The 14,339-nt window shown below is 66.5% G+C and carries 16 protein-coding genes; 4 read left to right on the top strand and 12 right to left on the bottom strand.

Translation table 11 applies throughout. The features are described 5' to 3' along the window. Position 1: 1 nt before the first annotated feature. The 4 genes from HXX15_RS14875 to HXX15_RS14890 form a co-directional block, all read right to left on the bottom strand. Positions 2-2,707 (bottom strand): DUF2339 domain-containing protein, encoded by a 2,706-nt coding sequence (locus tag HXX15_RS14875; RefSeq protein ID WP_296516831.1) that lies wholly within the window; start codon positions 2,705-2,707, stop codon positions 2-4. A 42-nt stretch (positions 2,708-2,749) separates the two neighbouring features. Then, positions 2,750-3,721: an NAD regulator gene (locus HXX15_RS14880; RefSeq protein WP_296516832.1), complete on the bottom strand. Its 972-nt coding sequence runs from the start codon at positions 3,719-3,721 to the stop codon at positions 2,750-2,752. Between the two features lie 15 nt (positions 3,722-3,736). After that, positions 3,737-4,243, bottom strand: a complete 507-nt coding sequence (locus HXX15_RS14885; RefSeq protein ID WP_296516833.1) for a protein-tyrosine phosphatase family protein — start codon at positions 4,241-4,243, stop codon at positions 3,737-3,739. A gap of 82 nt (positions 4,244-4,325) precedes the next feature. After that, positions 4,326-4,943 (bottom strand): HD family hydrolase, encoded by a 618-nt coding sequence (locus HXX15_RS14890; RefSeq protein ID WP_296516834.1) that lies wholly within the window; start codon positions 4,941-4,943, stop codon positions 4,326-4,328. 77 nt (positions 4,944-5,020) lie between these two features. On the opposite strand from HXX15_RS14890, the gene HXX15_RS14895 reads away from it, so the two are divergent. After that, a complete protein-coding gene (locus HXX15_RS14895; protein ID WP_296516835.1) occupies positions 5,021-5,251 on the top strand; it encodes a hypothetical protein in 231 nt (76 codons plus the stop codon). Between the two features lie 68 nt (positions 5,252-5,319). Here HXX15_RS14895 and HXX15_RS14900 read toward each other — a convergent pair whose 3' ends face one another. Together HXX15_RS14900 and HXX15_RS14905 are read right to left on the bottom strand one after the other, a co-directional pair. After that, positions 5,320-5,943, bottom strand: a complete 624-nt coding sequence (locus HXX15_RS14900) for a DNA-3-methyladenine glycosylase I (protein WP_296516836.1) — start codon at positions 5,941-5,943, stop codon at positions 5,320-5,322. Beyond that, the gene (locus tag HXX15_RS14905; protein WP_296516837.1) at positions 5,940-6,821 is read right to left on the bottom strand and encodes a folate-binding protein; all 882 of its coding nucleotides are present in this window, start codon (positions 6,819-6,821) and stop codon (positions 5,940-5,942) included. Before HXX15_RS14905 ends, HXX15_RS14900 begins: the two co-directional genes overlap by 4 nt. A gap of 144 nt (positions 6,822-6,965) precedes the next feature. Between HXX15_RS14905 and HXX15_RS14910 the strand changes: the two genes are divergently transcribed. Together HXX15_RS14910 and HXX15_RS14915 are read left to right on the top strand one after the other, a co-directional pair. Then, positions 6,966-8,306, top strand: coding sequence for a dihydroorotase (locus HXX15_RS14910; protein WP_296516838.1), 1,341 nt, complete (start codon positions 6,966-6,968; stop codon positions 8,304-8,306). Positions 8,307-8,671: 365 nt separating this feature from the next. Continuing rightward, entirely contained in the window at positions 8,672-8,827 is a 156-nt protein-coding gene (locus HXX15_RS14915; protein WP_296516839.1) for a hypothetical protein, read from the top strand. A gap of 157 nt (positions 8,828-8,984) precedes the next feature. Here HXX15_RS14915 and HXX15_RS14920 read toward each other — a convergent pair whose 3' ends face one another. From HXX15_RS14920 to HXX15_RS14935, 4 genes are all read right to left on the bottom strand, one after another. Further along, positions 8,985-9,251: a hypothetical protein gene (locus HXX15_RS14920; RefSeq protein ID WP_296516840.1), complete on the bottom strand. Its 267-nt coding sequence runs from the start codon at positions 9,249-9,251 to the stop codon at positions 8,985-8,987. A gap of 120 nt (positions 9,252-9,371) precedes the next feature. Beyond that, entirely contained in the window at positions 9,372-9,761 is a 390-nt protein-coding gene (locus HXX15_RS14925; RefSeq protein WP_296516841.1) for a TIGR02301 family protein, read from the bottom strand. Between the two features lie 71 nt (positions 9,762-9,832). Beyond that, positions 9,833-10,255, bottom strand: coding sequence for an NUDIX domain-containing protein (locus HXX15_RS14930; protein ID WP_296516842.1), 423 nt, complete (start codon positions 10,253-10,255; stop codon positions 9,833-9,835). Positions 10,256-10,260: 5 nt separating this feature from the next. Beyond that, on the bottom strand, positions 10,261-10,776 hold the full coding sequence (locus HXX15_RS14935) for a hypothetical protein (protein WP_296516843.1): 516 nt from the start codon (positions 10,774-10,776) through the stop codon (positions 10,261-10,263). A gap of 63 nt (positions 10,777-10,839) precedes the next feature. Here HXX15_RS14935 and HXX15_RS14940 point away from each other — a divergent pair, with 63 nt between their 5' ends. Beyond that, positions 10,840-11,628, top strand: coding sequence for an SOS response-associated peptidase (locus HXX15_RS14940; protein WP_296516844.1), 789 nt, complete (start codon positions 10,840-10,842; stop codon positions 11,626-11,628). Positions 11,629-11,662: 34 nt separating this feature from the next. Here HXX15_RS14940 and HXX15_RS14945 read toward each other — a convergent pair whose 3' ends face one another. Then, positions 11,663-12,886, bottom strand: coding sequence for an MFS transporter (locus tag HXX15_RS14945; protein WP_366558587.1), 1,224 nt, complete (start codon positions 12,884-12,886; stop codon positions 11,663-11,665). Positions 12,887-12,898: 12 nt separating this feature from the next. Further along, positions 12,899-14,326 (bottom strand): FAD-binding oxidoreductase, encoded by a 1,428-nt coding sequence (locus tag HXX15_RS14950; RefSeq protein WP_296516845.1) that lies wholly within the window; start codon positions 14,324-14,326, stop codon positions 12,899-12,901. Between the last annotated feature and the right edge of the window lie 13 nt (positions 14,327-14,339).

A 14,339-nucleotide genomic window follows, 5' to 3' on the forward strand; every position in this document is an offset into this window, starting at 1 on the left:
ATCACGCCGGCGGTGGCGTGATGCCGGGCTCGCTCGGCACCGTGCGCTGGCGGAACAGAATGCGCTGATACAGCCAGCCGATCGCCACCAGCACCAGTCCCAGGCACATGAATGACAGCGCGCGGTAGACCCCGGTCAGCGTCGACATATCGATCACGAACGCCTTCACGATGGTCAGGCCGATCACCACCGCCGAGGCCAGCCGCGCGCGCTGCGAATTGAACAGCACGCCGACGCCGAGCAGTACGACGCCAGACGCCAGCCAGGCGATCGAGTAGGTGTATTGCTCGAGATCGCTGGTGCTGCCGCTGGGCAGGATCGGGCCGTGATAGAGCCGGCGGATCTCCAATGAGACATAGGCCAGCGCGAGCATCAGGGCGAAGCCGGCGATGGTGTTGCCATAGGCGGGTCGACGCCGGCCCGCGACTGCGTAGGACAGCAGCAGCGCCAGCACCGCGGGCACCGCGTAGCCGAGCAGGATCAGATTGAAGATCGCGCCGCCGACATCGACCCGGTTCAGCAGTGGATTCTCCAGCACCAGCAGGCCGACCACGGTGGCGAGACCCGCGAACACGGTGAGCAGGATCGCGGCGACGTTGTGGATGACGCTGCCGCTGCGCAGCCGCAACCGCTCCAGTCCGATCGCCATCGCCAGCGCGACGCAAACCTGCAGCGCGACTTCGGTCAGTCCGGCGCTGGCGCGGTAGACGTCACCGTCATTGACGGCGTGGCGGATTTCCATGAACGCCAGCAGCACCGTGAACAGTATCGCCGCGGACTCCACCATCCGCAGCGGGACATCGTCGCCGCGTCGGCGCATCCAGAAACTTGCGATCCAGAACGACAGCGCCGGGACGCCATAGCCCCACAGCAACCAGTTGAAAAACAGCGTGGCGCCGACGGCGTCGCCGACGATCCGCGGCTCATAGCCGATCCGCAATACGACGATGCCGCCGAGAATTGCGGTGAGCCAGCGCAGGAACGGAATTGGCCGTTGCAGCGAGATCCAGGCGTTAGCCATCGCCATCAGCGCCAGCGCGATCGTCAGCCAGCCTTTCTCCAGTGCGAAGGTCAGCGCCAGCGCCAGCGCGCCGAGCGTGCCGGTGGCGAACAAGGCGGCGGAGATCGCGACGCCGGGCCGGGTCTCCCGCTTGGAAAGAATCTCGGTGGCGGCGCCGAACGCCGCGGCGAGCGCTATGGCGAGGATCGCAAATGGAATCGAGCGGTCGAGATGCGCGATCCGCGCATACAGCGCGATCAGCAACGCCAGCGGCGTGAACACCGCCGATGCCGCCCAGATCACCGGGACGATGGCGTTGACGGAGCGGCCCTGCGCCAGGAATCCAGTGACGCCGAAGCCGGCCGCGAAAATCGCCGCGGCGATCAGATGTGCGGTCACGGAGCCCTCGATCGGACTCGCCCCGATTCCGGGCAGCGGCCCGCCCGGCAGCACCAGCATGTCGGGATTGCCGCGGATCGCCCAGGCCAGAAACACCAGCGCGACCAGACCCGCGCCGACGGCGATCGCGGCGGTCGCGGCCGCGGCGCGCCACGCCACCAGCAAGGTGGCGGCGACCAGAATCTCGAACACCATCAAGGCCGCGTCAGCGTGGCCGCTGGACAGCACGATCAGCGTCGCGGCCAACAGATAGGCGGCGAGCGAGGCGGACGACACCGACTCGATCCGACCCGGCTCCAGCGGCGGGCCGAACAGGAGTCCGCACACCACCAGCAACGCCGCGAGGCTGAATCCGGCAATGACATGGAAGCCGTGCGGCGCGACCATCGCCGGTCCGCAGTCGAGGCACGGCAGGGTCCAGACGAAAGCCAGCGCGATGGTGGTGACGGCGAGCCAGCGCCATAGCCGGATCCGCGCCAGACCGAACGCCGCCGCGGTGACCACGGCGAGGTAGACATAGAGCGCCCAGTAGTCAGGCTCGCTGGATGACACCAGCACCGGCGTGGCGAAGGCCGCCGCGATGCCGAGGCCAGCCAGCGCCGGGCCATGCAGCAGCGCCGCGGCCAGCGTTCCGAGTGCGACCATGCCGAGCAGAATGAACGCCGTCGCTGGCGCCAGGAAATCGTACAGCGCGTAAGCCGCGTAGACGGTGGCGAACGCCACCGCGGTGCCGGCGGCGGTGAGAATCGCCGGGATATTGGCGATCGGCAGCGCGGCGATCGCCGAGGTGCTTTCCTTGCGCCGCGTCCATTCGCCGGCCGCTAGCAGCGCCAGCGCGAACAGCCCGCCGAGGATGGTCCGCACGCCGGGGCCGAGCAGACCCTGCTCGATCGAATAGCGCACCATGAAGAAGCCGCCGAGCGCCAGCGTCAGCCCGCCGACCCACACCACCCAGCGGGTGCCGATGCGTTCCTCGAAGCCCGGACTGCTCGGCGGCGCGACCACAGGCCCAGCTTGCGCAGCTTCGCTGGTTGCGGCAGCGGAGGATGCAACGCCGTCGGTCGTTGCGGCTTGCGCCGCCACGTCGACGTCGGGAGCCAGGTTCGGCGACTCACCGGCGCCCGGGGCGGCGGGTCGTGAGTCTGCGCGTCGATCGATCGCTGCGCGCGCGAGCGGTGTGGTTGTCGTCAGCGGCTGGCCGATTTCCAGCAACTCCAGCCGCAGCCGTAGTTGCTGTAATTGGTCGCGCGTCTTGCGCGCGATCACCAGCGCCGCAATCGCGATCAGGATCGATAGCAGTTCAAGCATCGGACCTCCAGGCGATCGGCCCGAGGGCGCTTCGCGGTGTGATCAGCGCCGCCCGCGCACCCGCAGGCCAGGCGCCGGACGTTCCTGCAGCACTTCGCGGCGGAAACGAAACAGCGCCGCCGGCCGCCCGCCGGTCTGGGTCGACATCTCACCGGTCGGCTCCACAAGGGCGCCGGCTTCGACCAGTCGGCGGAAATTCTGCTTGTGCAGATGCCGGCCCGAGATCGCTTCCACGGTGCGCTGCAGGTCTGTGAGTGTGAATTCGGGCGGCAAAAGTTCAAACACCACCGGACGATATTTCAGCTTGGCGCGCAGCCGCGCGATCGCGGTGGCAAGGATCCGGCGATGGTCGAACCGCATCGGCACGCCGAGCGCGGGGCCCGGCTTGCGCGCCAGCGCCGCGGGGCGGCCGTCGCGCCGCGCTTCCTCGATCAGGCCGGCTTCGTACAGCAGTTCGTAGCGATCGAGCACGCGCTCCTCGTCCCATTGCGCGCCGTCGACGCCGAAGAACAGTCGGACCCGATCCTTGCGGCCGAGCGCGCGCGCGGTTTCCGGCTGTTCGGCCTGCGCGGCCCACGCCGTCAGCTCCGGAAGGATGTCGCGCGCTATGATCTCCGGCCGCGCCGCGCGCCAGTCCTCCCACGGGAAATAGCGGTACCATGGCTCGAAGGTGGCGCCGGGCGCGCGGGTGGCGTTGTCGGCGGCGCGGGTCAGCGCCAGATAGCCGATCGAAGCGACATGGACGTCGGTGTCGCCGATCCGCGCGTGCCGGCCGCGATCGCCGAAGGTGTAGAGCTGTTCGACATAGCCGAGCCGCAACCCAGCCTGTTCCTCGACCCAGGCGCGCAGGCCGATTTCGAACGTGCGGTGGGTCACAGCTTCGAACGGACCGTAGGGCAGGCCGGTGAGAGTCTCGCCGCCGGGGGCGGTCAGGATCAGCGGCTCGTTGTTCTCGATCGCGACGATCGCCGCAGTTAGCCCGATCTCGATCGGGATCGGCAGCTTGTCGCTCATGCGGCTTCGGTCATGTCAGTCGAGATCGACACGGAATGGCTGGCCCTCGATCGTCATGCTGCCTGGACCGATCTCGTCCAGCGCGCGCAGCATGCGGCCGTCGCGGCCGAGCGCGCGGTCGGCCAGGGCCACAATCAGCCGGTTCGGGAACGCGGTCGGCGAGGCCGCGCGGATCTGCCGCGCGATTGCGGCCTCGTCGCGATGGGGATTGAGCATGCAGGCCGCGGCGAAGGCGCTCGCGGTGGAGCGGCTAATCCCCGCATAGCAATGCACCACCAGCGGTGCGCTGCGGTCCCAGGCGCGGACGAAATCCAGTACCTGCTCGATATGCTGATCCGACGGCGCCACGAAGCCGTCCATCTGCTCGGTGATGTCGTCCATCTGCACCCGCAGATGATTGGCCTCGCGCACCGAGGCCGGCCGCTGCACCTGGGCGACGTTGGCCATCACCGTGAGGATATGGCTGGCGCCGGTGGCCTCGACGGTCGGATGCAAAGCGGCGAGCGAGCAGACGTGAATCATGGCTGTCCTGAGGTTGGGGCGATCATAATCCTGCGCAGCAGCCGACGAAAGCTTGATGAAACGCCTGAGGCCAGATCCGACGTCAATCGTGCACTGCATTGAAGCGAGCGAGGAACCGTTTCTCTGCCTTGCCGGCCGACCACGGCGTCAGATAATCCTCCCGCGTTGCATCCGGCAGGCCGGGGTCGCTGCCGAACAGCAGCTTCGCCTCGGCCACGGTGAAGCCGGCGAGGGAGGTTGCTTCGAGGTAAGCCGCGCCTCGGTCGGCGGCCTTGATCTGGCGTTCGATCGCGTCCTCCAGTACCGGCGGCAATCCGAACCGGATGTGGATCGCGCCGAGCAACCGCTTCTCGACGATCTTGTAGGATCCGCCGATCACCGCCTTGAACGGCGAGATCATGTCGCCGATGACGTATTCCGGCGCGTCGTGCAGCAGCGCCGCGAGCCGCAGCGAATGGTCGACCCGCGGGCTGCGCTGCCGCATCACCGCTTCCACCAGCAGCGTATGTTGCGCCACCGAGAAGATGTGCGCGCCGTTGGTCTGGCCGTTCCAGCGCGCCACCCGCGCCAGCCCATGCGCAATGTCGGCGACCTCGATATCGAGCGGCGAGGGGTCCAGCAGATCGAGCCGCCGCCCCGACAGCATTCGCTGCCAGACCCGGCCGGACACGGCGGAGGATTTCGATTTTGCAGTGGTCATGGGGCGGGACTGCATCCGGTCAGGTTCGCGCCGTTATCCCGCGATTCTCGGCATTCCGCTAAATCTTTGTTAGCGGCGTGCGATTAGCCTTCGGGGTGATGTTCAGCCTGTTCCCAAACACCAATGCGCCGCTGTCCGGCTGGCTCACCCAGCATTCCGGCACGCTGCTGCTGTTCGGCGCCACGATGGCGATCTGCTGCTTGCTGGCATGGCATTTCCGCGGCCGCGCCGATGGCTCGGGCGGCGATCTCGACTTCAGCTCGAGTGGCGATTGCGGTGATGGCGGCGGCGATTGCGGCGGCGACTGAGACTGAGCCCTAGCTCCGTCATTCCGGGGCGCGAGAGCGCAGCTCGAGCTAACCCGGAATGACGGTGCTCAGCGTTTCGCTTTCCGCCCCGGCTTCTTCGCCTTGCCGCAGGTGTCGTGGCAATGGCAGCTCGCCAGATGATCGTTGACCATGCCGGTGGCCTGCATGAAGGCGTAGACGATGGTCGGGCCGACGAATTTGAAACCGTGCGCTGCCAGTTCCTTGGACACTTTGATCGACAGCGGCGTCGAGGCCGGCACGCTGGCGGTGGTCTTGAAGGCGTTGACCTTCGGCGCCCCGCCGACGAAGTCCCACAGCCATTTCGAGAAGCCCGGACCTTGCTCCATGATCTTGAGGTAGGCTTTCGCGCTGTTGATCGCGCCCTCGATCTTGGCGCGGTTGCGGACGATGCCGACGTCGTTCATCAGCGCGTGAATCTTGGCGGCGTCATAGCGGGCGATCTTAGCCGGCTCGAAATCATCGAAGGCGCGGCGGAAATTGTCGCGCTTGCGCAGGATGGTGATCCACGACAACCCGGCCTGGAAGCCGTCGAGGATCAGCTTCTCGAACAGCGCGCGGTCGTCATATTCCGGCACGCCCCATTCGGTGTCGTGATAGGCGATGTAGAGCGGATCGTCGCCCGGCCACGGGCAGCGGGTCAGACCGTCGTCGTGCAGCCGCGCCCGCGTCATGCCACGGTCTTCTTCGGCAGCTGCGCCAACTCGTCGGCGTCGACCAGACGCAGCGCGACGCCGCCGGCGCTGAGCGGCAACGCCGCCGCCAGCGCGTCGGCGACGCGGTCGACCCGGACCAGCGCCAGACCGACGCCGTCGACCGACGAGCCCATCGCGCCGACGCTCTTGTCGCCGGCGACAATCTCTTGGCCCGGTTCCGGTCGCGGGCCGTCGAGCAGCACCCGCACGATCCTCGTCCGCGCAGTGCCGCGATGTTGCATCCGCGACACCACTTCCTGTCCGACATAGCAGCCCTTGTCGAAATCAACGCCGTGCAGCCGGTCCATATTGGCCTCGTGCGGAAACGCATCGCCATAGCTGAAATCGACGCCGCCCGACGGTGCGCCACAGCCGATCCGGTGCGCCTCATAGGCGGCCACGTCGACCAGCTGCGCGCCGATCAGGTCGATGGTCTTCTGCAATAGCTCTTGCGGCAGCAAAATCCGCCAGCCGAGCTTGTCGCCGCGCGGATCGACGAAGCTCAGGTCGGGCCTTGTCGGCATCGCGCCATCCCACGCCGCCAGCACGCCGAGCCGGTCGGATAGGTTTTCCACCAGCACCTTGGCGCGCAATTTGTAGAATTTCAGCTTGTCGGCCAGCGGTTGCGCCAGCGCCCGAGAGCAGTCGAACAGGAAGCCGCCGCCGTCGTCCGCCGCGGCCTCGGTGATGAAGAAATCCGCGATGATCTTGCCCTGCGGCGTCAATAGCGCGCCGAATCGGCCGTCGCCGGGCCTCAGCTTGGTCATATCGGTGGTGACGAGGCCGTTGAGATAATGCCGCGCGTCGTCGCCGCTGATCTTGATCACGCCCCGATCGGGAAGAAACGCTGCCTTCATGTCGAATTCTTTCCTGGCGCCAGCTCGGAACCTGGTTGCGGAAACGCCGGTGCTGGATGTTACATCGCAACGTAAGCGGCTAAGGTGCCGCCAACAAGGCTGCAAGAACCGCGCCGCTGTCCGGTGCCGGCACTTCGAGGACCGATGACCACGACATTCGATACGATTCTGAAATCCGGCACCATCGTCAACCAGGATGGCGAGGGGGTCGGCGACATCGGCATCAAGGCCGGCCGGATCGCCGCGCTCGGCGCGCTGGGCGCTGCCTCGGCCGCCGAGGTGATCGACTGCACGGGGCTGCATATCCTGCCCGGCGTGATCGACACCCAGGTGCATTTTCGCGAACCCGGTCTCACCCACAAGGAAGACCTCGAAAGCGGCTCGCGCAGCGCGGTGATGGGCGGCGTCACCGCGGTGTTCGAGATGCCGAACACCGCGCCGCTCACCGTCACGGCGGACGCCTTCGCCGACAAGGTGAAGCGCGGCAACCACCGCATGCATTGCGATTTCGCGTTCTTCATTGGCGGCACCCGCGACAATGTCGCCGATCTGCCGGAGCTGGAGCGCGCCCGCGGCTGCGCCGGGGTCAAGGTGTTCATCGGCTCCTCCACCGGCAGCCTGCTGGTCGAGGATGATGACAGCATCCGCAGTATCCTCAGCGTGATCCAGCGCCGCGCCGCGTTTCACGCCGAGGACGAGTATCGGCTGAACGAACGCAAGGGGTTGCGGATCGAGGGCGATCCGCGCTCGCATCCGGTGTGGCGCGACGAGATCGCCGCGCTGACCGCGACGCAGCGCCTGGTCGCGCTGGCGCACGAGACCGGCAAGCGGATTCACGTGCTGCATGTCTCGACCAAACAGGAGATAGAGTTCCTGCGCGACCACAAGGATGTCGCCTCGGTCGAGGTGACGCCGCATCATCTGACGCTGGCGGCGCCGGACTGCTACGAGCGGCTCGGCACCCGCGCCCAGATGAATCCGCCGGTGCGCGACGCCAGCCATCGCGACGGCATCTGGCGCGGCATCGCGCAGGGCATCGTCGACGTGCTCGGCTCCGACCACGCCCCGCACACGCTGGAGGAAAAGGCGAAAACCTATCCGGCGTCGCCGTCCGGGATGACCGGGGTGCAGACGCTGGTGCCGCTGATGCTCGACCACGTCAACGCCGGCAAATTGTCGCTGGCCCGTTTTGTCGATCTGTCCAGCGCCGGGCCGGCGCGGCTGTTCAACATCGCCTGCAAGGGCCGGATCGCCGCCGGCTACGACGCCGATTTCACCATCGTGGATCTGAAGCGCAGCGAGACCATCACCAATGAATGGACCGCTTCGCGCGCCGGCTGGACGCCGTATGATGGGGTGAAGGTCACCGGCTGGCCGGTCGGCACCTTCGTGCGCGGCGCCCGGGTGATGTGGCAGGGCGAGCTGCTGACGCCGTCGCGCGGCGAGCCGGTGCGGTTCCTGGAGACGCTGGGTGCGATTGGCTGATGCGTCCGCTGTCCGAAGCTGACTCCACGACAATCCGTGGCGTGCTTTTTGTGCTCACCGTGACACGCTGACCTTCCAGGGTCGGTTGTCGGCAACAACCTACCACGCGCTTGAACGGCTTCAGGCCTCCGGCGTTGAGGCTGGGAATGCGGTCCTGGCCGCACGGCGATGATGGTGTCAAAGCCGCTCAGCGCCGGGAAATTCCCGACCGCATCGAACCTCCATGCGTTATTTCGCGTATCCCCAACAGCCCTACGAATCGGCGATATTCGCCGCAGAGGGTGGTTAACGGACGATCAATCGAAGAGCTCTACAGTCGTTAAGACTGGTTAATGGCCGGTGGTTGATCGATGGAGGGGATTGCAATGGAAGCCCAGAAGACCGCAGTTGACGCGATCGTTGCGCTGACCGGCTGCGACCGCGCAATGGTCGCAGACTTCATCCGCCGGCTCTATCTGGCCGGGGTGAAAGACCCGAAACGGCTCACCTTCAAGGGCCTGCAGGCGGTCGCGCGCAGCTGATGTGGTCGTCGTTCCCGGGCACGCGCAGCGCAAGCTGCGGGTGAACCCTGAATCTTGCGATCCGCCTTGTGGCGAGATTTCGGATGCGCTCGTGCTGCGCACGCGCGCTCCGGAATAACTCCGGAATGAAACCAGAAGATTTCAGAATTTCAGCCGGCTACTGCTTTGCCAGCGTGATCGAGAACTCGCCGTTGCGAACCCTGACCGGCAGGCCCTCGACGAATTTCGCCACCGCGTCCTCGCCATAGGTGCTGACCAGTTCGGCGAAGGCGGTGAACAGGCTGGCCTGCGCCAGGCAGTCGCCGTCGATGCCGTCATGCAGGGCCTCGGCCCAGGCTTCGTTGAGATAGCTGAGCGCAGCCTGCTTCTGTTCGTGATCGGGCAGCGGGTCGCGGGCGGTGGTGAACTCTGATTGCTGGCTCATGAAACTCAACAGGCTGGGGCGCGATCCACTGCGGAGCGCGTCGAATGCGTAACTGTTAGCACGCGTGCCGCGGCCGGCTAGGCCAGTTCTTTAGGAAAGGTTAATGGCGGTCGGGAAACGCTAATTCGCGTAGCGCGCGGTCAGATCGCGGGAGATCTTCGAGCCCTCTTCGAGGTAGCGGCGGATCGCGATATCGGCGGCCGGCGTACAGGTGCGATAGGTCTGCTGGAAGCCGTTATAGCCGCGGTTGAAGCTGACGATCATCCGGGTCCGGCGCTCGCCGGACGGGGTTTCGGCATCGACCAGCGCCTGCATTTCGTTGCGCCATTTGGTGCCCTCGTTGGCGCCGCAGATGCCCCGCAGGTAATGCAGCGTGCCGAGGATTTCCGCCAGCCGCTGCAGGTCGCTGTCGAACGGCGCGGCGGCATCCTGCGCCCGTGCCGGGCCAAGGTTAGGGCCAAGGCCGCAGCTCGCTACAACAATCAGGATGGCCAACAGATATTTCGACATGAACCGGTCCAACAGCGCCCTGATATGCCTTTTCGGCGGGAGCCGCGCAAGGCGCGCAACCGCGGGCGGTGTCAGGCTCCGACCAGTCCGCGGGCGGCGCGGATGATGTCGAACAGCCCGTCGGTGGTCTTGAAATCGCCGATCGCGTCGGGCGCGATCCAGCGGAACTCGTCGAGTTCCTCGTTCAGCACCGGTTCCCCGTCGATCCAACGCGCCGCGAACGATAGGATCACGTAATGTCCAGGATTGGTCGGTCCCGGCAGCACCTCGCGCCACCCCGCCAGCGCGGCGATGGCGATGGTGAGCGCGGTTTCTTCGGCGATCTCGCGTTCGAGCGCCTGGGTCAGCGATTCGCCGTATTCGACCCGGCCGCCGGGCAGCGAATAGAAGCCCTTTCCCGGCGAGCGCGCGCGGCGCACCAGCAGCAGCTCATGGCCGCGAAAGATCGCGGCGCTGACGGCGAGCTGGGGGCGGCCTGGCGCGGACGACGGCACGGCGGTCAGTGCGCCATGATGTAGTCGACGTCGGCTTCGCTACCCTGGCCGTTGATGATGCCGCCGGCCCTGGCGACCAGCGGCTTGACCCAGTCGGCGGCCTGCTCGGCCAATTTGGCGCGGGTGCTGTCCTGCCGGACATCGCGCATCGCGGCGCCGACCGCGGTGAGAATCGAGGTCATGGTGTCGGTGATGCTGTCGAAATCCGCCCGGATTCTGGCGTCGGCGCTGTCATAGGCCTCGATCGCGAGGTCGCGGGCCTTGAAATTGGAGGCGTGGAAATGCTCCGCATAGGACAAAGGCTGCCAGCCGAGAAAATCCTCCGAGCATTCCGGCATGTCCGGAATCATCTCGAGCAGCATGACGGCCTCGTTGAAATGATTCAGGTAATCCGTGGCGAGGCCGGTTTTGGGATTGATATTGGCGGCGGCGAGCTCGGCGGCCCGCGCGGCGCCTTCCGCGTCGACGCGGAGCGGCGTCTGGCGCGCGGAAAGCGTCGGATCTGGATTCGAGACTGACATCCGCGGCATTGTTGACGGTTGGGGTTAAGAGGGTCTGAATATATTACCGGCTTGGAGCCCCGAATGTGCGGACGCTTTGTAATCACTTCGCCTCCCGCGGCGGTGCGGCTGGCGTTCGGCTATGTCGACCAGCCGAATTTCCCGCCGCGCTACAACATCGCCCCGACCCAGCCGATTCCGGTGGTGATGCTGGAGCATGGCGCGCGGCGGTTCCGGCTGATGCGCTGGGGCCTGCTGCCGTCCTGGGTCAAGGACCCGGGTAAATTCACCCTGCTGATCAATGCGCGCAGCGAGACCGTGCTGGAGAAGCCGGCGTTCCGCGCCGCGATCAAGCGGCGGCGCTGCCTAGTTCCGGCCGACGGCTATTTCGAATGGCAGACCGCCGGCAAACGCAAGCAGCCGTATTTCATCCATCCGCGCGACGGCGGCCCGATCGGCCTCGCCGCGCTGGCGGAAACCTGGGTCGGGCCGAACGGCGAGGAACTCGACACCGTGGCGATCCTGACCGCCGCGGCGAGCGGCGATCTCGCGCAATTGCATCACCGGGTGCCGGTGACGATCGCGCCGAAGGATTACGAGCGCTGGCTCGACTGCACCAACTTCGACGCCGAAACCGCCGTCGCGCTGCTGCATCCGCCCGAGGAGGGCGGATTCGTCTGGCATCCGGTCTCGACCGCGGTCAACCGCGTCGCCAATGACAACGCGCAACTGCTGCTGCCGATCGCGGCGGAAGACATCGCGGCGGCGGAAGACCACACGCCGTCCGCGGCTCCGAAGCCCGCAAAGAAGGCGATCTCGCGCAAGGCGATGCCGCCGTCCTCGGGTGGCCACGGGCAGGGCTCGTTGTTCTGAGGGCGCCGCATCTGCCGGCCCCAGCCTCAAGCCATCAGGTCGAAGGCGCTTTCGTTGTTACGCCGATGCGACCTTGCACCATCAGCAGGCCCGCGAGCGACAGCAGCGCGAATCCGGCGCCAGCCAGGAAAGTGCCCTGCGGTCCGGCGATATCCCAGAGCGCCCCCGCGGTCACGCTGGCGGCAAGCATCGCCAGGCCGCCGGCGAGGTTGAAAAATCCGTAGGCGGTGCCGCGCAGTTCCGGCGGCGAGGTGTCCGCGACCAGGGTCGCCAGCAGCCCCTGCGTCAGCCCCATGTGCAGGCCCCACAGCACCACGCCAATGGCGACGCCGGTGATCGACGGCATCGCGGCCAGCGCGATGTCGGCTGCGATCAGCAGCACGATGCCGATCGCCAGCACGCTGGTGCGGTTGATGCGATCCGAAAGAACGCCGGCCGGATAGGCCGCCGCGGCGTAGACCACATTCATCACCACCAGCACCGCCGGCACCAGCATGATCGGCAGCCCGACACTCTGCGCCCGCAGGATCAGGAAGGCTTCGCTGAACCGCGCCAGCGTGAACGCTGTCGCGATCACCACCACGAGCCAGTAGGCTTCGCCGAGATTGCGCATCTCGGTCAGGCTGATCGGATTGCGCACCTGGCGCAGGCCTTGCGGCCGCGCGGGTTCGCGCACCGCAAAAATGATCAGCGCCAGCGCCAGAAATGCAGGGATCACGGCAAACCAGAACACCGCTCTGAAATTGTCGGAGGTCCACCACATCAGGCCGATGCCAAGCAAGGGGCCGACAAACGCACCAACAGTATCGAGCGATTGCCGCAGGCCGAAACTTGCTCCACGCAGTTGCGCCGGGGCAATATCCGCGATCAGCGCGTCTCGCGGCGCGCCCCGGATGCCTTTGCCGACGCGATCGATGAAGCGGGCGGCCACCAGCCAGCCAACCGTCGGCGCCAACGGAAACACCGGCTTGGTGAAAGCCGCCAGGCCGTAGCCGAGCGCGGCCAGCAATTTGCGCTTGCCGAGCCAGTCCGACAGCGCGCCGGAAAATATCTTGGTGATCGACGCGGTCGCCTCGGCGACGCCTTCGATCACGCCGACCGTCGTCATCGACGTGCCAAGCACCGTGACCAGATACACCGGCAGCAATGCGTGGATCATCTCCGACGAGACGTCCATCAGCATCGAGACAAATCCCAACGCCCAGATTCCGGCTGGAATATTGCGCAGCGAGGGGCGGGGCCTGGTCTGGTCTGTCACCGCGATCCCAACCTACAGCACCTTGCCCGGATTCATGATCCCGAGCGGGTCCAGCATCGCCTTGATGCCGCGCATCAACTCGATCGCCACCTTGTCCTTCACCGCGGGTAGTTCGTCGCGCTTCAGCACGCCGATGCCGTGTTCGGCGGAGATCGAGCCGCCCATCTTCAGCACGATACCGAATACCACGGCGTTGACCTCATGCCATTGCGCCAGAAACGCCGCGGTCTCGGCGCCGATCGGCTGGCTGATATTGTAGTGGATGTTGCCGTCGCCGAGATGGCCGAACGGCACCGGCCGCGCGCCCGGGATCAGTTGCACCACCGCGGCATTGGCGGCCTCGATGAAGTCTGGCACCGCGGCGACCGGCACCGAGATGTCGTGCTTGATCGAGCCGCCCTCCGGCTTTTGCGCGGGCGAAATCTCCTCACGTAGTTTCCAGAACGCTTCCTGCTGCTGGATCGAGGCCGCGATCGCGGCGTCGTCGACGATGCCGTCCTCCATGCCGTGTTCGAGAATTGCCTCCAGCGCGGCGCCGGCGTCGTCGCGCGACGACGACAATTCGATCAGCACGTACCATTGATGCTTGCTCTGCAGCGGATCGCGAATCCCGATGCCGTGGCGCACCGAAAAATCCAGTGCGATGTCGGCGATCAGTTCGAAGCTGGTGAGGCTGCCCGCGGCCTCGTTGCGGGCGATCTGCAGCAGCTTCAGCGCGGCGGCCGGCGATTGCAGTCCGACGAACGCGGTCGCCACCGCACGCGGCTTCGGAAACAGTTTCAGCGTCGCCGCGGTGATGATGCCGAGCGTGCCCTCGGCGCCGATGAACAGATTGCACAGGTCGTAGCCGGTGTTGTCCTTCTTCAGCTTCGACAGCAGGTTGAGAACGCGGCCGTCGGCCAGCACCACTTCGAGCCCGAGCGCCATGTCGCGGGCGAGCCCATAGGCCAGCGCCGCGGTGCCGCCGGCATTGGTCGACAGATTGCCGCCGATGGTACAGCTGCCCTGCGCCGCCAGCGACAGCGGAAACAGTCGGTCGATCGCCGCGGCGCGCGCCTGCGCGTTCTGCAGGATCAGGCCGGCCTCCACCGTCATGGTATTTGACTCGACATCGCTCTCGCGCACGCGGTCCATCCGCCGCAGCGAGATCACCACCTCGCCGTTGAGCGGGGTCTGGCCGCCGACCAGGCCGGTGTTGCCGCCCTGCGGCACCAAAGCGATGCGGTGCTCGGAGGCGAGCTTGCAGATCGCGGATACTTCCGCGGTCGAGCCCGGGCGCAGCACCAGCGGCGAGCAGCCGTGAAACAAATTGCGGTCTTCGGTGACATAGGGCGCGATCTCGGCTTGCTCGGTCACTGCGTATTTGTCGCCGACGATCGCTTTGAATTGCGCGATCTGCTCCGGCGACAGCAGGCGAGGCGATGGCGTGTTGATGTTCATTCTGTTTCCTCCG

Source organism: Rhodopseudomonas sp. (assembly GCF_013377015.1).
GTDB lineage: Bacteria > Pseudomonadota > Alphaproteobacteria > Rhizobiales > Xanthobacteraceae > JARJEH01.

Excerpts from the sequence above, each read along its gene's own strand:
- HXX15_RS14920 (WP_296516840.1), bottom strand. The coding sequence starts at position 9,251 with ATGAGCCAGCAATCAGAGTTCACCACCGCCCGCGACCCGCTGCCCGAT.
- HXX15_RS14935 (WP_296516843.1), bottom strand. The coding sequence starts at position 10,776 with ATGTCAGTCTCGAATCCAGATCCGACGCTTTCCGCGCGCCAGACGCCG.
- HXX15_RS14925 (WP_296516841.1), bottom strand. The coding sequence starts at position 9,761 with ATGTCGAAATATCTGTTGGCCATCCTGATTGTTGTAGCGAGCTGCGGC.
- HXX15_RS14890 (WP_296516834.1), bottom strand. The coding sequence starts at position 4,943 with ATGACCACTGCAAAATCGAAATCCTCCGCCGTGTCCGGCCGGGTCTGG.
- HXX15_RS14915 (WP_296516839.1), top strand. The coding sequence starts at position 8,672 with ATGGAAGCCCAGAAGACCGCAGTTGACGCGATCGTTGCGCTGACCGGC.
- HXX15_RS14950 (WP_296516845.1), bottom strand. The coding sequence starts at position 14,326 with ATGAACATCAACACGCCATCGCCTCGCCTGCTGTCGCCGGAGCAGATC.
- HXX15_RS14885 (WP_296516833.1), bottom strand. The coding sequence starts at position 4,243 with ATGATTCACGTCTGCTCGCTCGCCGCTTTGCATCCGACCGTCGAGGCC.
- HXX15_RS14875 (WP_296516831.1), bottom strand. The coding sequence starts at position 2,707 with ATGCTTGAACTGCTATCGATCCTGATCGCGATTGCGGCGCTGGTGATC.
- HXX15_RS14880 (WP_296516832.1), bottom strand. The coding sequence starts at position 3,721 with ATGAGCGACAAGCTGCCGATCCCGATCGAGATCGGGCTAACTGCGGCG.
- HXX15_RS14905 (WP_296516837.1), bottom strand. The coding sequence starts at position 6,821 with ATGAAGGCAGCGTTTCTTCCCGATCGGGGCGTGATCAAGATCAGCGGC.
- HXX15_RS14910 (WP_296516838.1), top strand. The coding sequence starts at position 6,966 with ATGACCACGACATTCGATACGATTCTGAAATCCGGCACCATCGTCAAC.
- HXX15_RS14940 (WP_296516844.1), top strand. The coding sequence starts at position 10,840 with ATGTGCGGACGCTTTGTAATCACTTCGCCTCCCGCGGCGGTGCGGCTG.
- HXX15_RS14900 (WP_296516836.1), bottom strand. The coding sequence starts at position 5,943 with ATGACGCGGGCGCGGCTGCACGACGACGGTCTGACCCGCTGCCCGTGG.